Genomic DNA, 17,756 nt, shown 5'->3' on the forward strand with positions numbered 1-17,756 from the left:
AGTATTCAGCTCTTACTTGGGTTATCGACAATCGTTGAGTTCAACGTTTGTATGGTGATGGTGTAGCCTTGGATTAGATGCTTGAAAACAATCTCTCCAGATGTATTTGGTTCGCCGACGTTTGCTTGGTATTCAATACGAATGATGGCTTGTTGGTTGTCGTCAAAAACGGTTCTTGTTTTGTCGGTATCGACCAGATGCCAACCTATGCTCTGTAAAGGCTGCGCCCATGCGTCTGCCGGCCATAAGGTCAGCATTAAATTAAAAAGCACCTGTTCGGGTTGCGGTAAAGTCGCGCCAAGGCCAGATAGAACTTGTGTATCGATCTCTTGATCCTGGTATTGCAGCGATAAGATGCGCGTTCCCCAAGAGGAAAAACCCGCTAGCACGACTTTATCTGGTGTGACTTCGACTTGAACAGGAAGCTGCTGTGTGTCGGTTTCCCACGTAGCGCTAATCAGCTGACTAGCCGTGAGGGAGTACCCCAGTTCGGCTGGCAATGGCAGTGCTAGCTCGGTGTCATTGTTGATAGACACACTGGCACCACTCGGTTGCTGAGAAACCATCGAGCAGGCAGTGAGTAAAATACCCACTAGTGTGGCGAAGGTTACCTTTAACGTCTTATTCATCTAAAAGCCTCTCGAGAGGTTGGTCGTTCTACGTTTTTACTACTGTTGATCGCGAGCGGAGAAAGTAACCACGCGACAAAGATCCCTGTCAGAACCGTTATCCCAAAGCTATGAATGGCATGAGTCTGACTCAACGATAATAAGCCGAATGACAGCAATGTCGTGAGACCAGACAAGGTGATCGCTAATAAGGTGCTCAGCGACTTCTTCTGCTCAGCAAAGAACAGGGTGTAGTCGATGCCAATCCCTAAAATCAGAATCAAGCCCAACAGATTAAACAGGTTCAACGTGGAACCTAAAATACCCGTAACCGCTAAGCCTGCCACGCCTGCAATCAATGACGGCAACAGCATTAACAGGCTTTGCTTCACACCGTAACGCCAGCCTAACACCATTCCAATAGCGGCTAACGCTATCAATAATAGCTCGGTAATTTTGACTCTGTATTCCGCAAAGAGAGCAGAGATTTCATCGGCTTTATTGAGGTATTTAACACCTTGTTGCTGAGCAAAGCTTGAATCGAGCCATTGAGAGAACAGTTCTGAATTTGTGACGTCTTTGATCAAAATGACTGACGCCGCTTGTCCGTCGATCGGTTTTAACCAAAGTGGTCGAACGGGTTCTGACACCGGTGAATCTAAAAATCCAGATACCGTGATGGGTTCGAATTTTGGTAGTTGTGGAAAACTAGACCAACCTAGCGTGCTTTGTAATATATGGCTTTGTTGGCTATAGAGTTGTTCAACTAACTGATAGTTATCATGTTGCTCTTGTTCGCTTAGCAACTGTTGATTGATGCTGCGATACCCTGAGATACCTTGGCTATCGACTAGAGAATCTAAGCTTGTGGTGATTTCTGCCAGTTTTTTGAGTAGCTTTTGATCGCTGTCGGCAGTCACCAAAAGCATATTTTGGCCACTGCCTAATCCTGAGATTTCAGTAATGGCTTGCTCTTGCTGTTTGAGTTGCTCTGGCATTGCCTGAAGTTGGCGAATATCGTCGTCGTAACGAATTTGACTGAGTGACATCAGGCTCAAGACTGTCACAGTTAACGGTAAGCCAATTTTAAATTTTTGGTTGCTCCAGAGGCTTAACCAAGTATGCCAAAGTTTCGACAGGGGGAGAGGGCGTTCTTGACTAGGTTTTGCCGCTAAAACCGGATACCAACACACCACACAGGCGTAAGCTGCGATCAGCCCAATCGACGAAAAAAGAGCAAGTTGCTGCAATCCCGGGAAAGGCGCGACCAACAAACCTAAGTAGCCAATCAAGCTAGTAATCAGACCCAAGGTGATCGCAATGAGAATGTGCTTCAAGCCTTTGTCACTTTGCCATTTACTTCCAGCTGCCAAGCGGTCAGTCAGGTAGTGAAAGGAGTAATCGATGGACACGCCAATCAAGCTGGCACCGAACACCAAACTAAACAGGTGAACCTTGCCGAAGATAGCGACGGTGCTTGCCAGCGCAACCAATAATCCGGTACTGATTGAAAGCAAAGACAAGGCAAGAGGTAGGGCACTACGAAACGTCAGCCACACCAATAAAATAACACCGGCCAATGAGCCCAAGCCAATGGTACTGATTTCTGATTTCGCACTTTCGGTACCGTAATTGGCGTAGAACACCACACCAGTATGCTGCACTTTGACGCCAAACTGTTTTTCGACTTCGCGCTCAATTGAATCAAGATCAGGAAGTTGTTCTTGAATCGCCAAGCTATAAGGTGAACCCGCCAGAGTCGCCGTCACCAAAATATGAGTTTGGTCATTAGATTGAGCGGTTAGGTAGCCCTCTTTCAAAACAAAATTACTTGATTGAACGCCAATAGCACTGATGTAGTCGCGAAATAGTAGAAATGGATCCATCGATAGTTCGGCTGCAGTGACGCCTGAGAACGGATTGTACAGAGACTGAATGACGTATTGAGCTCGTGAATCAGGCGAGTGGGTCAGCGTCTCTTTTTGTTGTTGAGTCAGTAGTTGAGCACGGTGACGAAAGTAGAAATCACTCCACTGGCTTTGGGTGCTGGCGTTGATCTTGCCTTGAACTTGCTGAAACAGAGTTGGCTGATTTGAAAAGGCTCTTTGGTTGAGAGCTTTTTCAAAAGCGTCGGTCGCAATCATGGCTTGGTCGACGTCGGGGGCGCTGATGATAAACACCACTTGTTCACTCATCGAGTTGGAAATCTGCTGGAAAGCTTGTTCAACCATAGGATCTTGCTGATTTTCAGGCAGCAATTTCATGATGTTGCTTTCGATAGGCACTGAAGAAGAAAAAGCGAACTGTTTAATCAACAGTCCGCTGAAAAGTGCCACAATCACTAGCCAGACAAGGGCGAGCTTAGAGTTGAAATTGTTGCGCTTCGGCATCTGACAATACTTCCGGTTGATGGCTTAGCTGGCTAAATTCGATCACTGTGCTGTCTCCACGAATCTCTTTCAGCTCAATGCGTTCAATATCATTTTGACCTTGCAGAGTAATGGCTTCAAATACCGCGTTCATCGGCGGACTTTTAGGCTTGAGAGTGAGCGTCCATGACTTATTCTCTGTATTTTCATCAGAGCTTGTGGCAGTTTCAGGCTCAAAATCGAGTGCGAACTGTTCCTGAAGTTTTTGCGTATCCCCATTAAACACTGACAAGAATATATGGCTGAAATAAAACGCCATTGGGTTTTCTTTATCGGTGATGATTTTAGCGGGTTGATCGGCAAACCTTTGGCTCAGTTTGTTATCCGTGAGCACCAAGCTCACAGGAAAGGGGGTAGCTTGTGTCCAAAGCAAACCACTCGACTTGTCTAACAGGAAAGTACCTTGTGATATTAGAGGCTGAGCGAACATTTCCATGTTACGTGTTTGAGTGAACTCACCACGAACGATACTATTTTCGCTTAACACGGTTTGTAGCTCTGAAATAGAACCGACAGCAATCGTGTTCTCGCTAGCGCCAGCAAAGTGACTAGCCATCATTGAGGCAAGCCCTAGCAGTGCGATGCTGATTTGCTTACGGCCACGCTTAAACAGACTCATGTTTCACCTGCTGCTGTGTATTAGATACTTGAGATGGGTCTGATTGTTGGTCGCTTGGCTGCTGCTCAGTTGATTGGGATAAGCAGCCAAATTGATGCCAGTGTTCTACCTTGTCGGTAAACACGTTCGGCGAAGCGAAGCACATCTCTTGCTCTTCAATAGTCACCGCGACCTGCATTGTGTGTGCTCGAGTCATGCGAGCACCGGTTAGGGCATCATGAATTTCATAATCGACGCGCAGGCGGTTTTCCCACTCAGTCAACTTAGCCGTGACCTTGATCTGATGATTGAACGGTATCGCCTTAATGTACTTTACACGCGTGTCGATGATCGGCCACATGTAGCCTGAGTCCTTCATCTCATGGTAGTTGTACTCAATCTTATCCATCATGATGCGCCTAACTTCTTCAAAAAACCGGAAGTAGTTGCCGTGATAGATCACGCCCATTGGGTCGGCATCTTGGAATGAGGTAATCAGAGTCACCTCAGATTGTAATGGATGAAGGATTTCAGACATAAATCGCTCTCAACAATATTGCGTAAAGGGTTGGCTACTTTATGAGGTTAGCTACTCTATGAGTAAAGTGACCAGTGCTGACTTTGAATACGAGCAATGAAATGGCGTAGATCTCCTTCAAGTGGTCGATCTTCTACGATAAATTCAAACTCTTTAAGCACTTCGTCGCGAATGTACTTTAGGTTTTCACTCATGTGGTGCTCATCAAGCTCATTGTGTCGCTTACGAAGCTCAAGCGCTTGTGTACCCGCCAGAAGAGATGCTGCCGCAACTTGTTCAGTCAGTTCAAGAACACGTAGACAATCACGAGCCGCAATGGTGCCCATGCTGACTTTGTCTTGGTTGTGACACTCGGTTGAACGAGAGAACACGCTTGCTGGCATGGTGTGTTTCAATGCCTCTGCTGTCCAAGCTGAAACGCCAATCTGCACCGCCTTGAAGCCGTGGTTGATTGGCTTACGTTCGCCTTCTGCGCCTGTTAGGTTAAATGGCAGACCGTTATTGAACTTGTAGTCCATCAACTGCGCCATTTGACGGTCAAGTAGGTCTGCAAGATTGGCTACCGCTGTTTTTAGGGTATCCATTGCCATTGCGATATGACCACCGTAGAAGTGTCCACCGTGCAAAACGCGTTCATTGTCGCCATCGATAATTGGGTTATCGTTAGCGCTGTTTAGTTCGTTCTCAATCATTTGGCGTAGCCAAGGTAGAGAGTCTTGAACCACACCAATAACATGTGGAGCACAACGTAGTGAATAACGATCTTGTAGGCGATCACTGTTGCGTGGCGGGCGATCTGCTTGCAGGTCATCGCGCAGCCATGCTGCAACTTGTTGTTGACCAGGGTGAGGTTTCACTGCGAACAAGGCTTCATCGAAGTGGAAATCGTTGCCTTGCATGCCCACAGACACCATTGCCGTGATCTTAGTCGATAGTTGAGCTAGGTATTCTGCGCGCTTGTAGGCGATACAAGCCAGAGCCGTCATTACTGACGTGCCATTCATCAATGCTAAGCCTTCTTTTGGCTTAAGCTTAATAGGGTTAAGCCCTAGCTCTTTGTAGACGTCACTCGTAGGGCGAACTTCGCCTTTGTAGATAACATCGCGCTCACCAATCAGTGCTGCCGCTAAGTAAGACAGCGGCGTTAAATCGCCACTAGCACCAACCGATCCTTCTTGAGGAATACGCGGTGAGATATCTTGGTTGATCAGAGTAACGATCTGGTTGAGCAAATCGTGAGTCACACCAGACACACCTTGTGACAACGAACAAAGACGCGTTGCTAACACTGCGCGCGCTTGCTCGTGAGACAAAATTTCGCCTAAACCACAGCCGTGAAAACGCGTTAAATGCAGTGGTAATTCATCGACAAGGTTCGGCGGGATCGCAACGGTACATGAGTCACCGTAGCCCGTTGTCACGCCATAGATTACGCCTTCTTCTTTTAGAAGGCGTTCTAAGAAAGCAACACCGCGGTCGATTTTTGATGTGAACTCGTCACTTGAGTTCATCGAGGCTTTTGCGCCTTGTGAGATAGCGACAACGTCCTCGATAGTGAGGCGTTCGGCACCAAAAGTGATGCTATTTGGATTCTTTTTCGTCATGGTGCTGGTTGCTCAATGTCCAAAAGTTAAAAAAGTTGTACCACTGAAGCGGTGCTTTCAGTGTGTAGTGCTCAAGTCGGTTTGCGTATTTTTGCACGAATTGCTGTAAAGATTGTTCGCGAGTCTTTCTTGGTAGCTCGATCTTGTCGCTAAAATGCTCGAAATAAACATTAAAGTGCGGTTTTGATTGAGTGTCATCACGTAGACCAAACAATAGAAACACGGGCGCTTTAAGTATAGAGGCTAACATAAATGGCCCTTGAGGAAAGGGGGCTTCTTTACCTAAGAACTCAGCCCACACCGAGCGACTTTCTTTGCTGGTGGAGGTTCTATCACCAACAATCACAATCCACTCGCCTTGTTCCAGTTTCTGTTGCAACAAGATAGCAGTATCAGGCCCCATTGAGGTTACTTGGATTAGGTTTAAATCAGACTGCGGGTTGACCGCTTTCATTACCGAATTAAAACGCTCAGCGTGTTCGGTGAAAACTAGCGCATTGATTTTGATGTTCGAGTGTCTGCGACCCAAAGCTCGGCACAGTTCGATATTGCCAAGGTGAGATCCCAGAATTAGCACACCTTGTTGGTTGGCGACCATGCTCTCGAATTGCTCTTGACCATGTATGGTGAGGTTATCGGCTGAGAAATCGCCTTTCCACGCGGCTAACTTGTCTAGCATTGTATGGCCAAATGAGAGCAGGTGGTTATAGCTGGTTAATTCAGTGGGTAACTCAATGTTTTGTTGCTCAGCGTATGCCTTAAGCTGAAATAGGTACTGTTCTGAGGCGTTTCGTGCACGTTTGCCCGTTAGATGGTAGTAACGCATCACACCGCGCAAAATCAGATTAAATACGCCTCGGCCTAACAAGGTATAAACGGCCAATAACAGTTTGATGCCAAGTACTGTTCCGCGTTCTTGAGTGCGTGACCAGTGTGGTTGCTCTGAAACTATCTGTTCTGAATGTACTTGTTTTGAATGTACCTGTTTTGAATCTGCCGAGGAACCTTGGCTATTTTCAGCTGGCAAACTCTTAGCTGCAGATAAATTCTCGGCAGCAGATAAACTCTCGGCGGAATCTGATTTGAAATGACGAGCAATCAATTTTGGTGCTCTCGGCAGCATGCCGAAGAACAGTCTTGTGTGCATCCAACTGATTTTTACGTTATCCCACAGCGCGTCGAAATGAGAAACACCATTTTCAGGATAAATAACTCGCGTCTCAATAAAGTCGATGTCGCAGCCTTCCCAATACAGGCGAACCAGTATCTCGATATCGAAGTCCATTCTTGAGCCGACATCATACTTGTTGAGCACTGCTTGAGTTTGGTTTATTGGATACGCTCTAAAGCCGCACATGCTGTCTTTAATCGATAGAGACAGGGTCTCTATCCATACCCAGATGTGTGTCGCGTAGCGTCCGTACAGCCTGGCTTTAGGCACGCTATCGTCATAGACCGGTTGACCAGAGATAAGGCGCTGGGGCTTAGTTTGTGAAGCTTGGATTAATGCGGGCAGGGCATCTAAGTCGTGTTGGCCGTCTGCATCAATTTGGATGGTGTGGCTAAAGCCGATCTCTTGCGCTCGCTTGATGCCAGCCTTTACTGCACCACCTTTACCTTGGTTCTGCTCAAGTGTCACCAGAGTTACGTTTGGATTATCAGCAAGGGGAGTCAAAAACTGTTTCGTTGCGAGTTCACTTCCATCATCAACAATAATAATCGGCAGTTCGAACTTAAGAAGTGATGAGACCACAGTTGGCATGGTGGCACCGTGGTTAAAGCACGGGATTAGGAAGCAAGCGTTGTAGCTACTTTCTTTTAGCGTTTGTTGAAAAGCCGCCTCGGCAGGAGCGCTATTCACTTTTCTCTCCCAGCTTCATTTTTCCTGAAGAGTGGGTTTGTTCGCCGTTATTCGATGTGTAACTGAAGATTAATTTATCTTTATCGGCTTCCCATTTCAGTGAAAGCTGGATAGTTGAGTCAGGCAAGATAGGCTCTTGGAATTTGATGACCTCCATGCCTTTAAAGTAACCAGGGACACTCAGCTCTTGGACTGCATAGTGAAGTGCCCAATCAATCTGTGTAACGCCAGGAAGAATAGGAAAGCTCTTGAAGTGCCCCTTAAAATCGGTGATGTCTCCAGTAATTTGGAGTGTCAGGGTCGATTCTTTCTCTGCAGTGTCAACAGCAATTACGTTTGGTTTTCTCTTATCCATAGCGCGTGCTTAGAATCCTTGGGCTGAAAATGGGTGTTCTGACAAAAATATAAAAAGACAGTCTCAGTGTAAAATACGATCAGCGGTTTCTATGATTTTATTAGCTGTTCGATGTGAGACGTTAATCGCTTACCTTGGCTGTTGAGTGGAATCTCATCAACAATACGATACTTTCTTGGGATAGCGATCGGTTCTAACCACTTTCTAAGTTCTGAACGCAGCATCAACCAGAATTTACCTTTACTCATGGTGGCGAGAGTTGCTTGGCCTTCCTCTGATAATACTAAAACTGAAGCTAAGATTAAGCGCTCAGGTTCTTCAAACGGAATTACCACGCATTCGGTTATCCAGGGTAGTTGTTCTAATCGTTTTTCCACTTCTACCAGTGATACTCGTTTCTCTTCTATCTTGATCACTCGGTCGGTTCGGCCTTTCAATATAAATTGATTATCCGAAACCATTTCGCACTCATCGGCGGTTTGATACCAGTTGTTTTTGTCGATGTACGGCGACAATAACTTAATGCAATTCTCACTGTTGAGACTAGCCTCAATACAGTCAAAAAGCTGCCAAGGCGTTTGAGCGCTCTCTTGCTGACGAAATGCGATGCCACCGGTTTCTGTGCTGCCAAATACCTCGATGGGAAAATGTCCTAACAAATTAAGTGCTTGGTGAGCCGATTCGGTTGGTAAAGGGCCACCAGAAGAAAACACACCAGCTAGCTGTGCAAACTCTGTCTCGTGTTTTAATCGTTTGAGTAGCGCAGGACTACTGATCAGCACGCTCTGTTTGTTAGCGTGAGATAGGATTTGTTCAGGGTACTCAAGATTGTGTCGAGCAAATGGAACACCAGAACAAAGTGGCCATAAAATTCGGAACAACAGACCATAGATATGTTGGTGTGAGACCGTGCTGTGGACTCGGTTGCCCTTAAGTAAATCGCTCCAGTTTTTATCTAGCTGAGCGATTTCAATATCTAGGTGCTCTAAGGTTTTGTCTATAGCTTTGGGCGTACCACTTGAACCTGAAGTAAACAGGGTCAAGTGGATAGCTGCCAAATCAATGGGCGAAAGATTATCGATTAGAGGTTGTTGTGCTTTAGGGTTTGAGTCCAATAAGTTTTGGATATTGCTAACTTCACTAACCTCAACTTCACCAATCGAGTCATCAACTAACAGGCAATCAAAATGCTCACTCAGCTCGGCAAGCGCACAAGGTTGATAGTTACCCGGTAAGATGATGTGTTTTTTGCTGACAGCACATGCCAAAAAGGCCACCGAAAATAGGTAGCTGTCTTGGGTACAAATCGCAACTCGTTGAAAAGGGGATGAAGATAAAAGGTGTACGAGTTGAGATAAGTCGTCGTTAAATGTTTGCCAAGTAATCTCACTATTGTCGTCAAAGCAGACAATAGATTCAGGGGCTCGGTTTTGACTGAGGAGTTCAGACAATGAGATGTAAGATACGGTTTGGGTCATAACAATTTAACTCTGACGAATGCGCTGTCTTACTACCCACTCTCCTGCAAAGAGTAACCCTGCGAACAAATAGCTGAGTAAGCCATTGTATAGGGTCCATATTTCAAGAGGTTGGAAGCAGGTGTAAAGAGCAAGAGAGCCATTGATAACAAAGAACAAACACCAAACTTTGGTGACTTTTCGTGTGTAATCAATGCCACTTTGCGGAAGTTTAGGCTCTTGGAGTCGAGCAAGACGCTCGATAATCGTTTGCGGTTGCCAAAGGCTTGAAGCGAACACAACCAACATACAAACGTTAACGATGACCGGGTAATAGGTTAACCAGCCATGCTGCTTGAAGGTTAATCCTAATGCCAGCAGAAAAATCCCAGCACTACCACTGATCCAAGCTAGGTGTTTTAGCTCTTTGATTTTAGCCTGACCGCCAGTGAAAATACGGACAGCAAAGATAACGGCCAAGACGATACCAACGGTTTGTAGGCCAAACTTGTTGAGTCCAAAGTAAACCGCTATTGGATAAGTGAAAAGTATGATTGCCGACAGTAAAGTCAGCAGAGGACGCATTATGCGTCCTTCAATAGTTCAACCACAGACTCTACAACGTCATTAACGGTGCGTACTGCTTTGAACTCTTCAGGTTTGATCTTCTTACCTGTTACGTTCTGTAGGTGAACGACCAAATCAACCGCATCAATGCTGTCTAGGTCTAGATCAAGATAAAGGTGTGCTTCAGGCGTGATATCTTCAGCATCAAGCTCGAACAGCTCAATCAGCGCATCTTTAACCTGGTTGTATACTTCTTGTTGGTTAGCTTGTGTCATAAAGATCTGTCTAGTTGTTCGTTTGAGATGAGATGTAATTTGCTAGGTTTTCAACGGATGCAAAGTGCTGGCGAGTGTTTGAATCGTCGGCATCGATAACGATGTTGTACTTCTTCTTGATAGCAAGACCAAGCTCTAGCGCATCAATAGAGTCTAATCCAAGTCCATCACCAAATAGTGGAGCTTCCGTTTCAATCTCATCAATACTCATGTCTTCAAGGTTCAATGCGTCGATGATCAGTTGTTTCAGTTCGTTGTGTAATGTTTCCACTTTGGCCTACTTAATGCTTTATCTGAATGCTGCTTTAAGGGGGCGATTCTACATTATGCGATGTATTTTCGAAATGCTGATATCGCCAGTTGCTTTATTGATGAGCTAAATGCTTTCTTCGGAAGGGAAAATCGAGTGTGCAAGGTGATGATTAAGGCGCCTTGCTGCCGAAGTTAAGTTATTTGAATTCTCAATAAATGGTGCGACTTCTATTTTACCTTTCACCGCGATATGAAAAAAGGGTTTCGTCGCAGGAACTTGATACCATTTTTTCTCTTTCGTTAAGAATGTCGGAGAAACCGTAATATGAATCACGCGTAAATCGGTTTGTGTTCGAGTCGCGATTTGTGCCGCCCCACGTTGTAATGATGGTTCAATTCCGGGCGTTGTGCGAGTGCCTTCGGGAAAAACCAGCAGCACATTGCCACGTGAGAAACGTTCTTCACAGCGCTCTAAAAGATCGTCAGGAGCTTGGTTTGGGATATAACCTGCGGCTTTGACAATCCTTTTCATAAAAGGGTTTTCCCAAATAGCGGCCTTAACGAGGCAATCACATTGAGGAAGTTGAGAAGCGATCAGCACATAGTCGATTAAGCTAGGGTGATTGGCGACGATGATGCAGTTACGATCTTCACGTAATAGATCCGCGCCATCAATTCGGTAATCAATCGCGCCGGTTAACTTCATGATTTGGCAAAAGGCGTTGAATGAGAAACGAATCAATCGCTGCGCTTTAAGCTCTCTTTTAATGGTATTGGGAGTCGTTAGCGCGATAGTGGGTAAGATTAAGAAGCTTAATACTAAGCCGCCTAGACCAAAGATGGTAAAGCACAGCCCTGTCGCGAATACTCGCCAATATTGGTCGACTTTGCTCATGACTGTGGGCCTGGCTCGGTGTTATTTACCCAAGACCAAGTTTGGTGCTTGCCAGCAATAGCCCACTTATTTGTACCCAATAAGATATGTTGGAGCGTTTGTAGCCCTTGTGGTAACTGGGAAGGTGCTTGGTTGGCTTCTACTGCTCTAGCAATAGAGTACTCACTGCCAGCGGTGAGCACGAAGCCCAGAGCGTAATCCGCATAGTGTTGTGTTTCGTATTCTTGGTAAAGCTCAGGCAAAGGCTGGTCGAAGTCAATGACGAGTACACGATGTGACGGATACTGATGAAGGTAAAGATAAGCTTCAATCAGAGCGTTATGGAAGGTATCTTGCCCTGCGGCGATTGAAGTCAGTGGAATCGGCGCTTTGGCGGCAATAGTGGTTAGACCGGCAGCGGTATTATGTACCGATTGTGAGAACGCCATCGGCGAGGCATCGTCACCTTCTAATATCGACTGAATCAAAGTGGCAGTTCGGTGCAGCTCACCATGTCGGCTAGCAAAGACAAGATAATCAATCGAGGTGTCTTTTAATAAGGTTAACGCGGTTTGGACGGCAAGTTTGCTTTGCACACTCATTCGACGGCGCATCATTGGAGGGATAGCTTTAAATTCAGTTGAGCCATCTTGTGGCCAATCTAAATTAGTGCTCCACGCTTGCCATTGGGTAACAGAATTGAGACCAGCCGAATTTGCAGACCATTTCTCAATATTAAACGACATTAATTGGGATTGATTTGACATAGAGTATTGATTTGCTTTGGGTCTAACTAAATACTAAGCGCGCTTATAAATAAACACAGATAAGGAATTTAAATGAAATTACTAAAAATAGCGGTTTCAATGTTATTCATATTCGTTCTTGCAGGATGTGGACGCGTCCAACCTGTAATGAATGTTGAGGATACTCCAGTTGCACTGAATCTTCAAAGTAAACAGGTTAAATCAGCTATTTATGAATCGGCTGAAAATCGAGGCTGGTTGGTTTCAGAAATAAAGCCTGGCTTGATACGTGCTGAGTTGTATGTTCGTTCGCACCACGCTGTGGTTGAAATTCCTTATAGTGATAAGTTTTACTCTATTCTTTACGTTGAGTCAGAGAATTTGAAGTACGACGATGGTGAAATACACCGTAATTACAACCGTTGGGTTAATAACTTAAACGTTGATATTAAACGTAAGCTTGCACAAATGGCAGCTGAGTAACTCTCTATTATTTAAAGTTAGGTTTTTCGTGTCGGAATATAAATTAGATCCATTCAACGCATTAGAAGCAAAAACAGAAGCGCAGAAATTGTCGTTCGCTCCTATTGTTTTTCATACTGCTCGTACACTTCGTGATTTAGGTATCTTGAAAGCGTTAGATGACGCGGGTAATGAGGGTTTGGCAGCAGAGTCGATCTATGAATCAACTGGTGTCTCTGAGTACGGCGTGAAAGTCCTGCTCGATATGGCGTTAAGTGCGCATATTGTTACTTGGGACAAACCTCACTATAAAATGGCCAATCTTGGCTTCTACCTTCTGCACGATGGCATGACCAACGCAAACATGGATTTTACGGCCGATGTTTGTTACGCCGCGATGATGCATCTAACCGAAGCGATTGAAGAGGGCACACCTGCTGGCTTGAAAGAGCTTGGAGATTGGGAAACCATTTACCAAGGCTTGTCTCAACTGCCAGAGAAAGCAAAAGAGAGCTGGTTCAAGTTTGATCACTTCTATTCAGATCGTTCGTTCCCTGCGTTACTTGAGAAAGTCTTCAGCAAGAAACCTAAGTCGCTGGTGGATATTGGTGGTAACACCGGTAAGTGGGCGATGCAGTGTTGCAATCACGACTCGGACGTTGAAGTTACGATTGTTGATTTGCCACAGCAGTTAGAGATGGCAATGGCAAACGCAACACAGCATGGTCATCAAGACCGAGTAACGCCATTCCCAGCGAATATGTTGGATAAACAGCAAGCTCTGCCAACGGGCGCCGATGTGTGGTGGATGAGCCAGTTCCTTGATTGCTTCTCGCCAATGGAGATTCTGAGTATATTAAAGCGTGTTCGCTCTCATATGTCAGAAGAAGCGACGGTCTATATCCTTGAACTGTTCTGGGATGCACAGAAATACGATGCGGCTTCTTATAGCTTAAACGCGACGTCTCTCTACTTTACCTGCTTGGCAAATGGCAACAGCCGTTTTTACCGCAGTGAAGATTTCTTAGAGATTGTTGAAGAAGCGGGCTTTGAAGTGGTAACTCGTACCGACGATATCGGTCTTGGTCACACGCTTCTAGAATTGAAAGCTGGCGCGCAATAAAAATAACAAACATGGCTTAAATAATGAAAAAACTATCAACTCAAGTGGTGATCATCGGAGCTGGACCGTCAGGGTCTATTGCTGCGTCTTTGCTTCATAAAAAAGGCATCGATGTTCGAGTGATTGAAAAGAGCGTATTCCCTCGCTTTTCTATTGGTGAAAGCCTATTACCAGCTTGCATGGAAATGATTGAACAGGCTGGGATGACTGACGCAGTGATCAACGCCAACTTCCAATACAAAGATGGCGCAGCCTTTCGCAAAAATGGCGTTTATACGGCGTTCAATTTTGAAGACAAGTTCTCTGCTGGGCCGGGAACGACGTTTCAGGTTCAACGAGGCGCCTTTGATAAGGTTTTGGCAGATACGGCTGAGGAGCAGGGGGTCTGCATTGATTATCAACATGAGTTGATGGGCATTAACTTCACTGAAGACAGCACCATTTTAGACGTACAAGTGCTTGATGGAGAACGCTATCAGCTCGAAGCGCAATTCGTGCTGGATGGCAGTGGCTTTGGTCGCGTGTTACCGAAGATGCTTGATTTAGAAGAGCCATCATCGCTTCCTCCACGCAAAGCTATTTTTACGCACATTAACGATCATATTGCAGAGGTTGATAACGACCTTGAATATGACCGCAATAAAATCTTGATCTCTGTGCACCCAACCAACCCTGATGTTTGGTATTGGTTGATCCCGTTTAGCAACGGTGTCTCTTCGTTTGGTGTGATAGGTGAGCCTAAGTTTTTTGAATCCTATCCACAAGACAAGATAGCTGCCATTAAACAGCTAGCGGCAGAAGAGCCGGGTTTGGCTGAGATACTGGCAAATGCAGAGTATCCGAACCCTGCGGGCGAAATCGGTGGTTATTCTGCCAACGTAAAACACCTTGCAACAGACAAGTATGCGCTCTTGGGCAATGCCGGTGAGTTCCTTGACCCTGTGTTTTCATCAGGTGTGACAATTGCCATGAAGTCGGCTCAGTTTGCGGTTGAATGTGTTGAAAAGCAGCTTAACGGTCAACACGTCGATTGGGAGCGCGATTATGCCGATCCGTTGATGGTTGGCGTAAACACCTTTAGAACGTATGTTGAGGGGTGGTACTCAGGTACTTTGCAGGATGTGATTTTTTATCAAGATCCAAACCCAAAGATTAAGCAGATGGTGTGCTCAATTCTGGCGGGTTACGCATGGGATCAAGCCAACCCTTATGTTAAGGAATCTAAGCGCCGCCTCACGACATTGGCAGAGATATGCCGAAGCTAGATTGTCTATTTAGTGTGTGGACAACACGCTAAAGCGCCAAGATGCCTAACCTAAAAAGAAAAACAGCCGCAATGTGCGGCTGTTTTTGTATGTGAACAATACAGGTAATCAACCTAATTGCATTCTAGGCTACTTCAGATCGATGCTGTTCAATCGTCCCATAAAGACAAGCAGATCAATCACGTCTTTGTGGGCATCAAGCAGAGCGCGTTTGGTTTGGCTATAAGCGGCAAGTCTGCCGTGCTTTCTAATGGAGCACACCTTGGTTTTGTATTTGTAGTCGCCGTTTTCTGAGAATACACGCCACTTAGCGATGTAACACTCGTCGCGGTGTTCAGGATCACTCTGAGTTGGATTTGGCTTAAATACAATTTTGGGTTCTAGACTATGAGGTAGACGCGTCATCAGGTAGGGCTCTTTGAGGACTTTGGGCCAAAACTTACCCCAAAGCTGTCTGCCTAGTTCATCTCTTAATTTAATGGTTTTCTTCAGTGCTTTGTCTTCACCCATACGAACAAAACCTACCGACCGATGCAACACCGTATCTTCGGGAGTATGGATGTGGATCTTAAAAGCGGTTTTACCTTTCGAGATAAAGCGGTAACCGGTAGCACCAATTAGATTATTCTGACTCATAGTTTGCTAAGTGATGATTATGTTATTAATAAGATTACGCCAAATACTGCAAAACCGAAACTAATACCCATGAAAAAAATAAAGCCTTAACAAAAGTGCTAAGGCTTTATTAGAAACTATGAGACGGGCGTGTCGCTAACTACATGATTTTCTGCATCACATCACCAATTTGAATGCTTCCTGCAAGGCTTGGTTGGTCGATAGTTAGTTCTGCTTCGTTTTCATAAACGCGAGAAACCGTCAGCGTGATATCGCTTTGAGATACCTTATTACGTGGTAAACCGCGTTGGTCGATAAACGAACCGGTGTGCCATAGCTGCAGCTTGTCACCTTGTTGAACACCATGCATTCGACCTAAATCAATGGTCACCGTGTTACCAAATACTGCAGCCACCTCTGGAAGTGTGATCTTACATGACACTTCAGATTCCAAGTCCAACATAATATTGCGGCTAACACGCAGCATCATACTGCCGTAGGTTGATGCCCAGAAACGAGCACTGCGGGTGTCCACTTCACTGGTCTTAGCAAATGGCCACTTTGCCACTTCACGATAGCTACGGTTGTAAACCTGATGTCCTGTTTTGCCATCGAAGACTTGCATCTCTAACGCAAACTGACGATTGATGATGTCGTCTTTCAAAAGCTTGGATTCGATGGTCGCGGTTAAATCGGTAATGTCGCCACCAATGATGTACTGCGCGCCAGTGTCTTGGGCGATCATCTTGATTACCTCTGGTCGACGCTTGTCGATATCGTAATTGGTCGTGCCAACGGAAACAAAGCTGCGAGACTCTTGCGCCAGCTGTCGGTCCACGACATGGCCAAAATCATCACCAATGTTATAGATTCTGCCCATTACAGCTTGCTGAGGGGAGGTCACATCAATGTTGCCGACTAAAAATGTCTTCTTGTATTGGCTCTCATGGCAAGCATTTGCCGAAGGATAGATATCGATCCTTGCGGTGATCATTATATTGCCACTGCGTTTTTTCTCTTTCTCTACCAAGATGTAGCGCACTTCATGATTGGTAAATTGAAACTCTTTCTTGTTTGCGTCGAGGTACGGCGTGAGGTTGGAGATACTACCAATATCAGCACCTGAGAACTGGATCGCTTTATATACCGCGTCTTCCAGAGCATGAACCCTTGCCGTTTCCTCTGAGGATACGATGGCTGCGGTACCGGTAACTTCATACCAAGAGGCATGAGCACTGAAGCTTATGGTTATCAGTGAACTTATTGAAAATAAGTAAGAAATTATTTTTTTCATCTATTCGTTACCAGTTGGGTATAAATATTGCTTAACAAATAACTATAAGCTTGAAGCTGACTTAAGTGCGTTTTTCTTAATCTGAACCATTAATGAAAAGCAAAGACTGTTCCAACATTGTAATCCATTGAAAAGAATAATGGTGAGAACATATTGGAACAGGGAGCACTAAACCTATCTGGAGATAAGAGAATGAAAAAATGGCTCGTAGTAATGAGTGTCATGTTGTTGACCTCATGCGCTTATTCGCCAATCTATAACGGCAAGTCTGAATATTCAGGCAGTCAGTTTATGTTGATGGATAGCCCTCGTCATACCATGGATTTCTTCGTGGAAAGTATGACCGAAGATCTGATCATTTCGAATACGAGTATCTCAGCAAGAACTCCGATAGCGATTACGTCGTTTGTTGACCTGCAACACATGGACACAACGAACTGGCTAGGAAACTCGGTATCAGAAGGTTTCATTCATCAGTTTCAGCGTCGTGGCTTCAAGGTTGTTGATTTCAAAACAACAGGTTCTATTCAAGTGACTCACCAAGGTGACTTCGCGTTAAGCCGCGATTGGAAAGACTTAGCTCAAGAACAAGACGTACAGTACGTACTGACAGGCACTATGCTTCGCCAAGAAGGTGGTGTGTTAGTCAATGCTCGTGTTGTTGGCATGCAAACTCGCATTGTCGTGGCGACGGCACAAGGCTTCTTGCCTGCAGACCGTATTGGTCGTGACCTAGATACTCTAAACAGTATTCGAACTCAAGATGGCGTTATCATTCGTTCTGACCCAACGATCAGCCAGCCTTATACTGTTATTCTTCGCCCTTAGGAGTT

19 protein-coding genes are annotated in these 17,756 nt (G+C 45.3%); 4 read left to right on the forward strand and 15 right to left on the reverse strand.

The features are described from left to right. Positions 1-5: 5 nt before the first annotated feature. The 13 genes from AC3CH3_RS04030 to AC3CH3_RS04090 form a co-directional block, all read right to left on the reverse strand. Complete coding sequence (locus tag AC3CH3_RS04030) at positions 6-629, reverse strand: DUF3261 domain-containing protein (RefSeq protein WP_019824150.1); 624 nt, start codon at positions 627-629, stop codon at positions 6-8. Then, positions 626-2,998, reverse strand: coding sequence for an MMPL family transporter (locus AC3CH3_RS04035; protein WP_488537781.1), 2,373 nt, complete (start codon positions 2,996-2,998; stop codon positions 626-628). Before AC3CH3_RS04035 ends, AC3CH3_RS04030 begins: the two co-directional genes overlap by 4 nt. Continuing rightward, positions 2,970-3,656, reverse strand: a complete 687-nt coding sequence (locus AC3CH3_RS04040) for a LolA family protein (protein WP_488537782.1) — start codon at positions 3,654-3,656, stop codon at positions 2,970-2,972. The genes AC3CH3_RS04035 and AC3CH3_RS04040 overlap by 29 nt, the downstream gene beginning before the upstream one ends. Further along, positions 3,643-4,173, reverse strand: a complete 531-nt coding sequence (locus tag AC3CH3_RS04045; protein WP_488537783.1) for an acyl-CoA thioesterase — start codon at positions 4,171-4,173, stop codon at positions 3,643-3,645. Before AC3CH3_RS04045 ends, AC3CH3_RS04040 begins: the two co-directional genes overlap by 14 nt. Positions 4,174-4,229: 56 nt before the next feature. Then, on the reverse strand, positions 4,230-5,777 hold the full coding sequence (locus tag AC3CH3_RS04050; protein WP_488537784.1) for an HAL/PAL/TAL family ammonia-lyase: 1,548 nt from the start codon (positions 5,775-5,777) through the stop codon (positions 4,230-4,232). After that, entirely contained in the window at positions 5,755-7,638 is a 1,884-nt protein-coding gene (locus AC3CH3_RS04055) for a glycosyltransferase family 2 protein (RefSeq protein WP_488537785.1), read from the reverse strand. The genes AC3CH3_RS04050 and AC3CH3_RS04055 overlap by 23 nt, the downstream gene beginning before the upstream one ends. Next, entirely contained in the window at positions 7,631-7,993 is a 363-nt protein-coding gene (locus tag AC3CH3_RS04060; RefSeq protein WP_171311913.1) for an ApeI family dehydratase, read from the reverse strand. The genes AC3CH3_RS04055 and AC3CH3_RS04060 overlap by 8 nt, the downstream gene beginning before the upstream one ends. Positions 7,994-8,082: 89 nt before the next feature. After that, positions 8,083-9,471, reverse strand: coding sequence for an AMP-binding protein (locus AC3CH3_RS04065; protein WP_488537786.1), 1,389 nt, complete (start codon positions 9,469-9,471; stop codon positions 8,083-8,085). A 6-nt stretch (positions 9,472-9,477) separates the two neighbouring features. Continuing rightward, positions 9,478-10,035: a COG4648 family protein gene (locus AC3CH3_RS04070; protein ID WP_019824141.1), complete on the reverse strand. Its 558-nt coding sequence runs from the start codon at positions 10,033-10,035 to the stop codon at positions 9,478-9,480. Next, the gene (locus AC3CH3_RS04075) at positions 10,035-10,292 is read right to left on the reverse strand and encodes an acyl carrier protein (RefSeq protein WP_004739745.1); all 258 of its coding nucleotides are present in this window, start codon (positions 10,290-10,292) and stop codon (positions 10,035-10,037) included. The genes AC3CH3_RS04070 and AC3CH3_RS04075 overlap by 1 nt, the downstream gene beginning before the upstream one ends. 10 nt (positions 10,293-10,302) lie before the next feature. Then, positions 10,303-10,563: a phosphopantetheine-binding protein gene (locus tag AC3CH3_RS04080; RefSeq protein WP_004736154.1), complete on the reverse strand. Its 261-nt coding sequence runs from the start codon at positions 10,561-10,563 to the stop codon at positions 10,303-10,305. A 105-nt stretch (positions 10,564-10,668) separates the two neighbouring features. Continuing rightward, entirely contained in the window at positions 10,669-11,439 is a 771-nt protein-coding gene (locus AC3CH3_RS04085; RefSeq protein WP_019824139.1) for a lysophospholipid acyltransferase family protein, read from the reverse strand. After that, positions 11,436-12,185, reverse strand: coding sequence for a beta-ketoacyl synthase chain length factor (locus AC3CH3_RS04090; protein WP_488537787.1), 750 nt, complete (start codon positions 12,183-12,185; stop codon positions 11,436-11,438). The genes AC3CH3_RS04085 and AC3CH3_RS04090 overlap by 4 nt, the downstream gene beginning before the upstream one ends. A gap of 72 nt (positions 12,186-12,257) precedes the next feature. On the opposite strand from AC3CH3_RS04090, the gene AC3CH3_RS04095 reads away from it, so the two are divergent. The 3 genes from AC3CH3_RS04095 to AC3CH3_RS04105 are packed head-to-tail and all read left to right on the forward strand — an operon-like array spanning position 12,258 to position 15,014. Then, positions 12,258-12,647, forward strand: coding sequence for a hypothetical protein (locus AC3CH3_RS04095; protein WP_019824137.1), 390 nt, complete (start codon positions 12,258-12,260; stop codon positions 12,645-12,647). 28 nt (positions 12,648-12,675) lie between these two features. Next, positions 12,676-13,749 carry a methyltransferase gene (locus AC3CH3_RS04100; protein WP_488537788.1) on the forward strand — a complete coding sequence of 358 codons (1,074 nt, stop codon included), beginning with the start codon at positions 12,676-12,678 and terminating at the stop codon, positions 13,747-13,749. A gap of 23 nt (positions 13,750-13,772) precedes the next feature. Beyond that, on the forward strand, positions 13,773-15,014 hold the full coding sequence (locus tag AC3CH3_RS04105) for an NAD(P)/FAD-dependent oxidoreductase (protein WP_488537789.1): 1,242 nt from the start codon (positions 13,773-13,775) through the stop codon (positions 15,012-15,014). Between the two features lie 129 nt (positions 15,015-15,143). Here the strand turns inward: AC3CH3_RS04105 and AC3CH3_RS04110 are convergent, their stop codons facing one another. Together AC3CH3_RS04110 and AC3CH3_RS04115 are read right to left on the reverse strand one after the other, a co-directional pair. After that, positions 15,144-15,650 (reverse strand): hypothetical protein, encoded by a 507-nt coding sequence (locus AC3CH3_RS04110; RefSeq protein ID WP_048611319.1) that lies wholly within the window; start codon positions 15,648-15,650, stop codon positions 15,144-15,146. 139 nt (positions 15,651-15,789) lie between these two features. Next, complete coding sequence (locus AC3CH3_RS04115) at positions 15,790-16,923, reverse strand: flagellar assembly protein FlgT (RefSeq protein ID WP_017064138.1); 1,134 nt, start codon at positions 16,921-16,923, stop codon at positions 15,790-15,792. A 192-nt stretch (positions 16,924-17,115) separates the two neighbouring features. On the opposite strand from AC3CH3_RS04115, the gene AC3CH3_RS04120 reads away from it, so the two are divergent. Beyond that, positions 17,116-17,751 carry a FlgO family outer membrane protein gene (locus tag AC3CH3_RS04120; protein WP_017064137.1) on the forward strand — a complete coding sequence of 212 codons (636 nt, stop codon included), beginning with the start codon at positions 17,116-17,118 and terminating at the stop codon, positions 17,749-17,751. The last annotated feature ends 5 nt before the right edge of the window (positions 17,752-17,756 follow it).

It is taken from the genome of Vibrio sp. QJM3NY_35, from assembly GCF_057785915.1.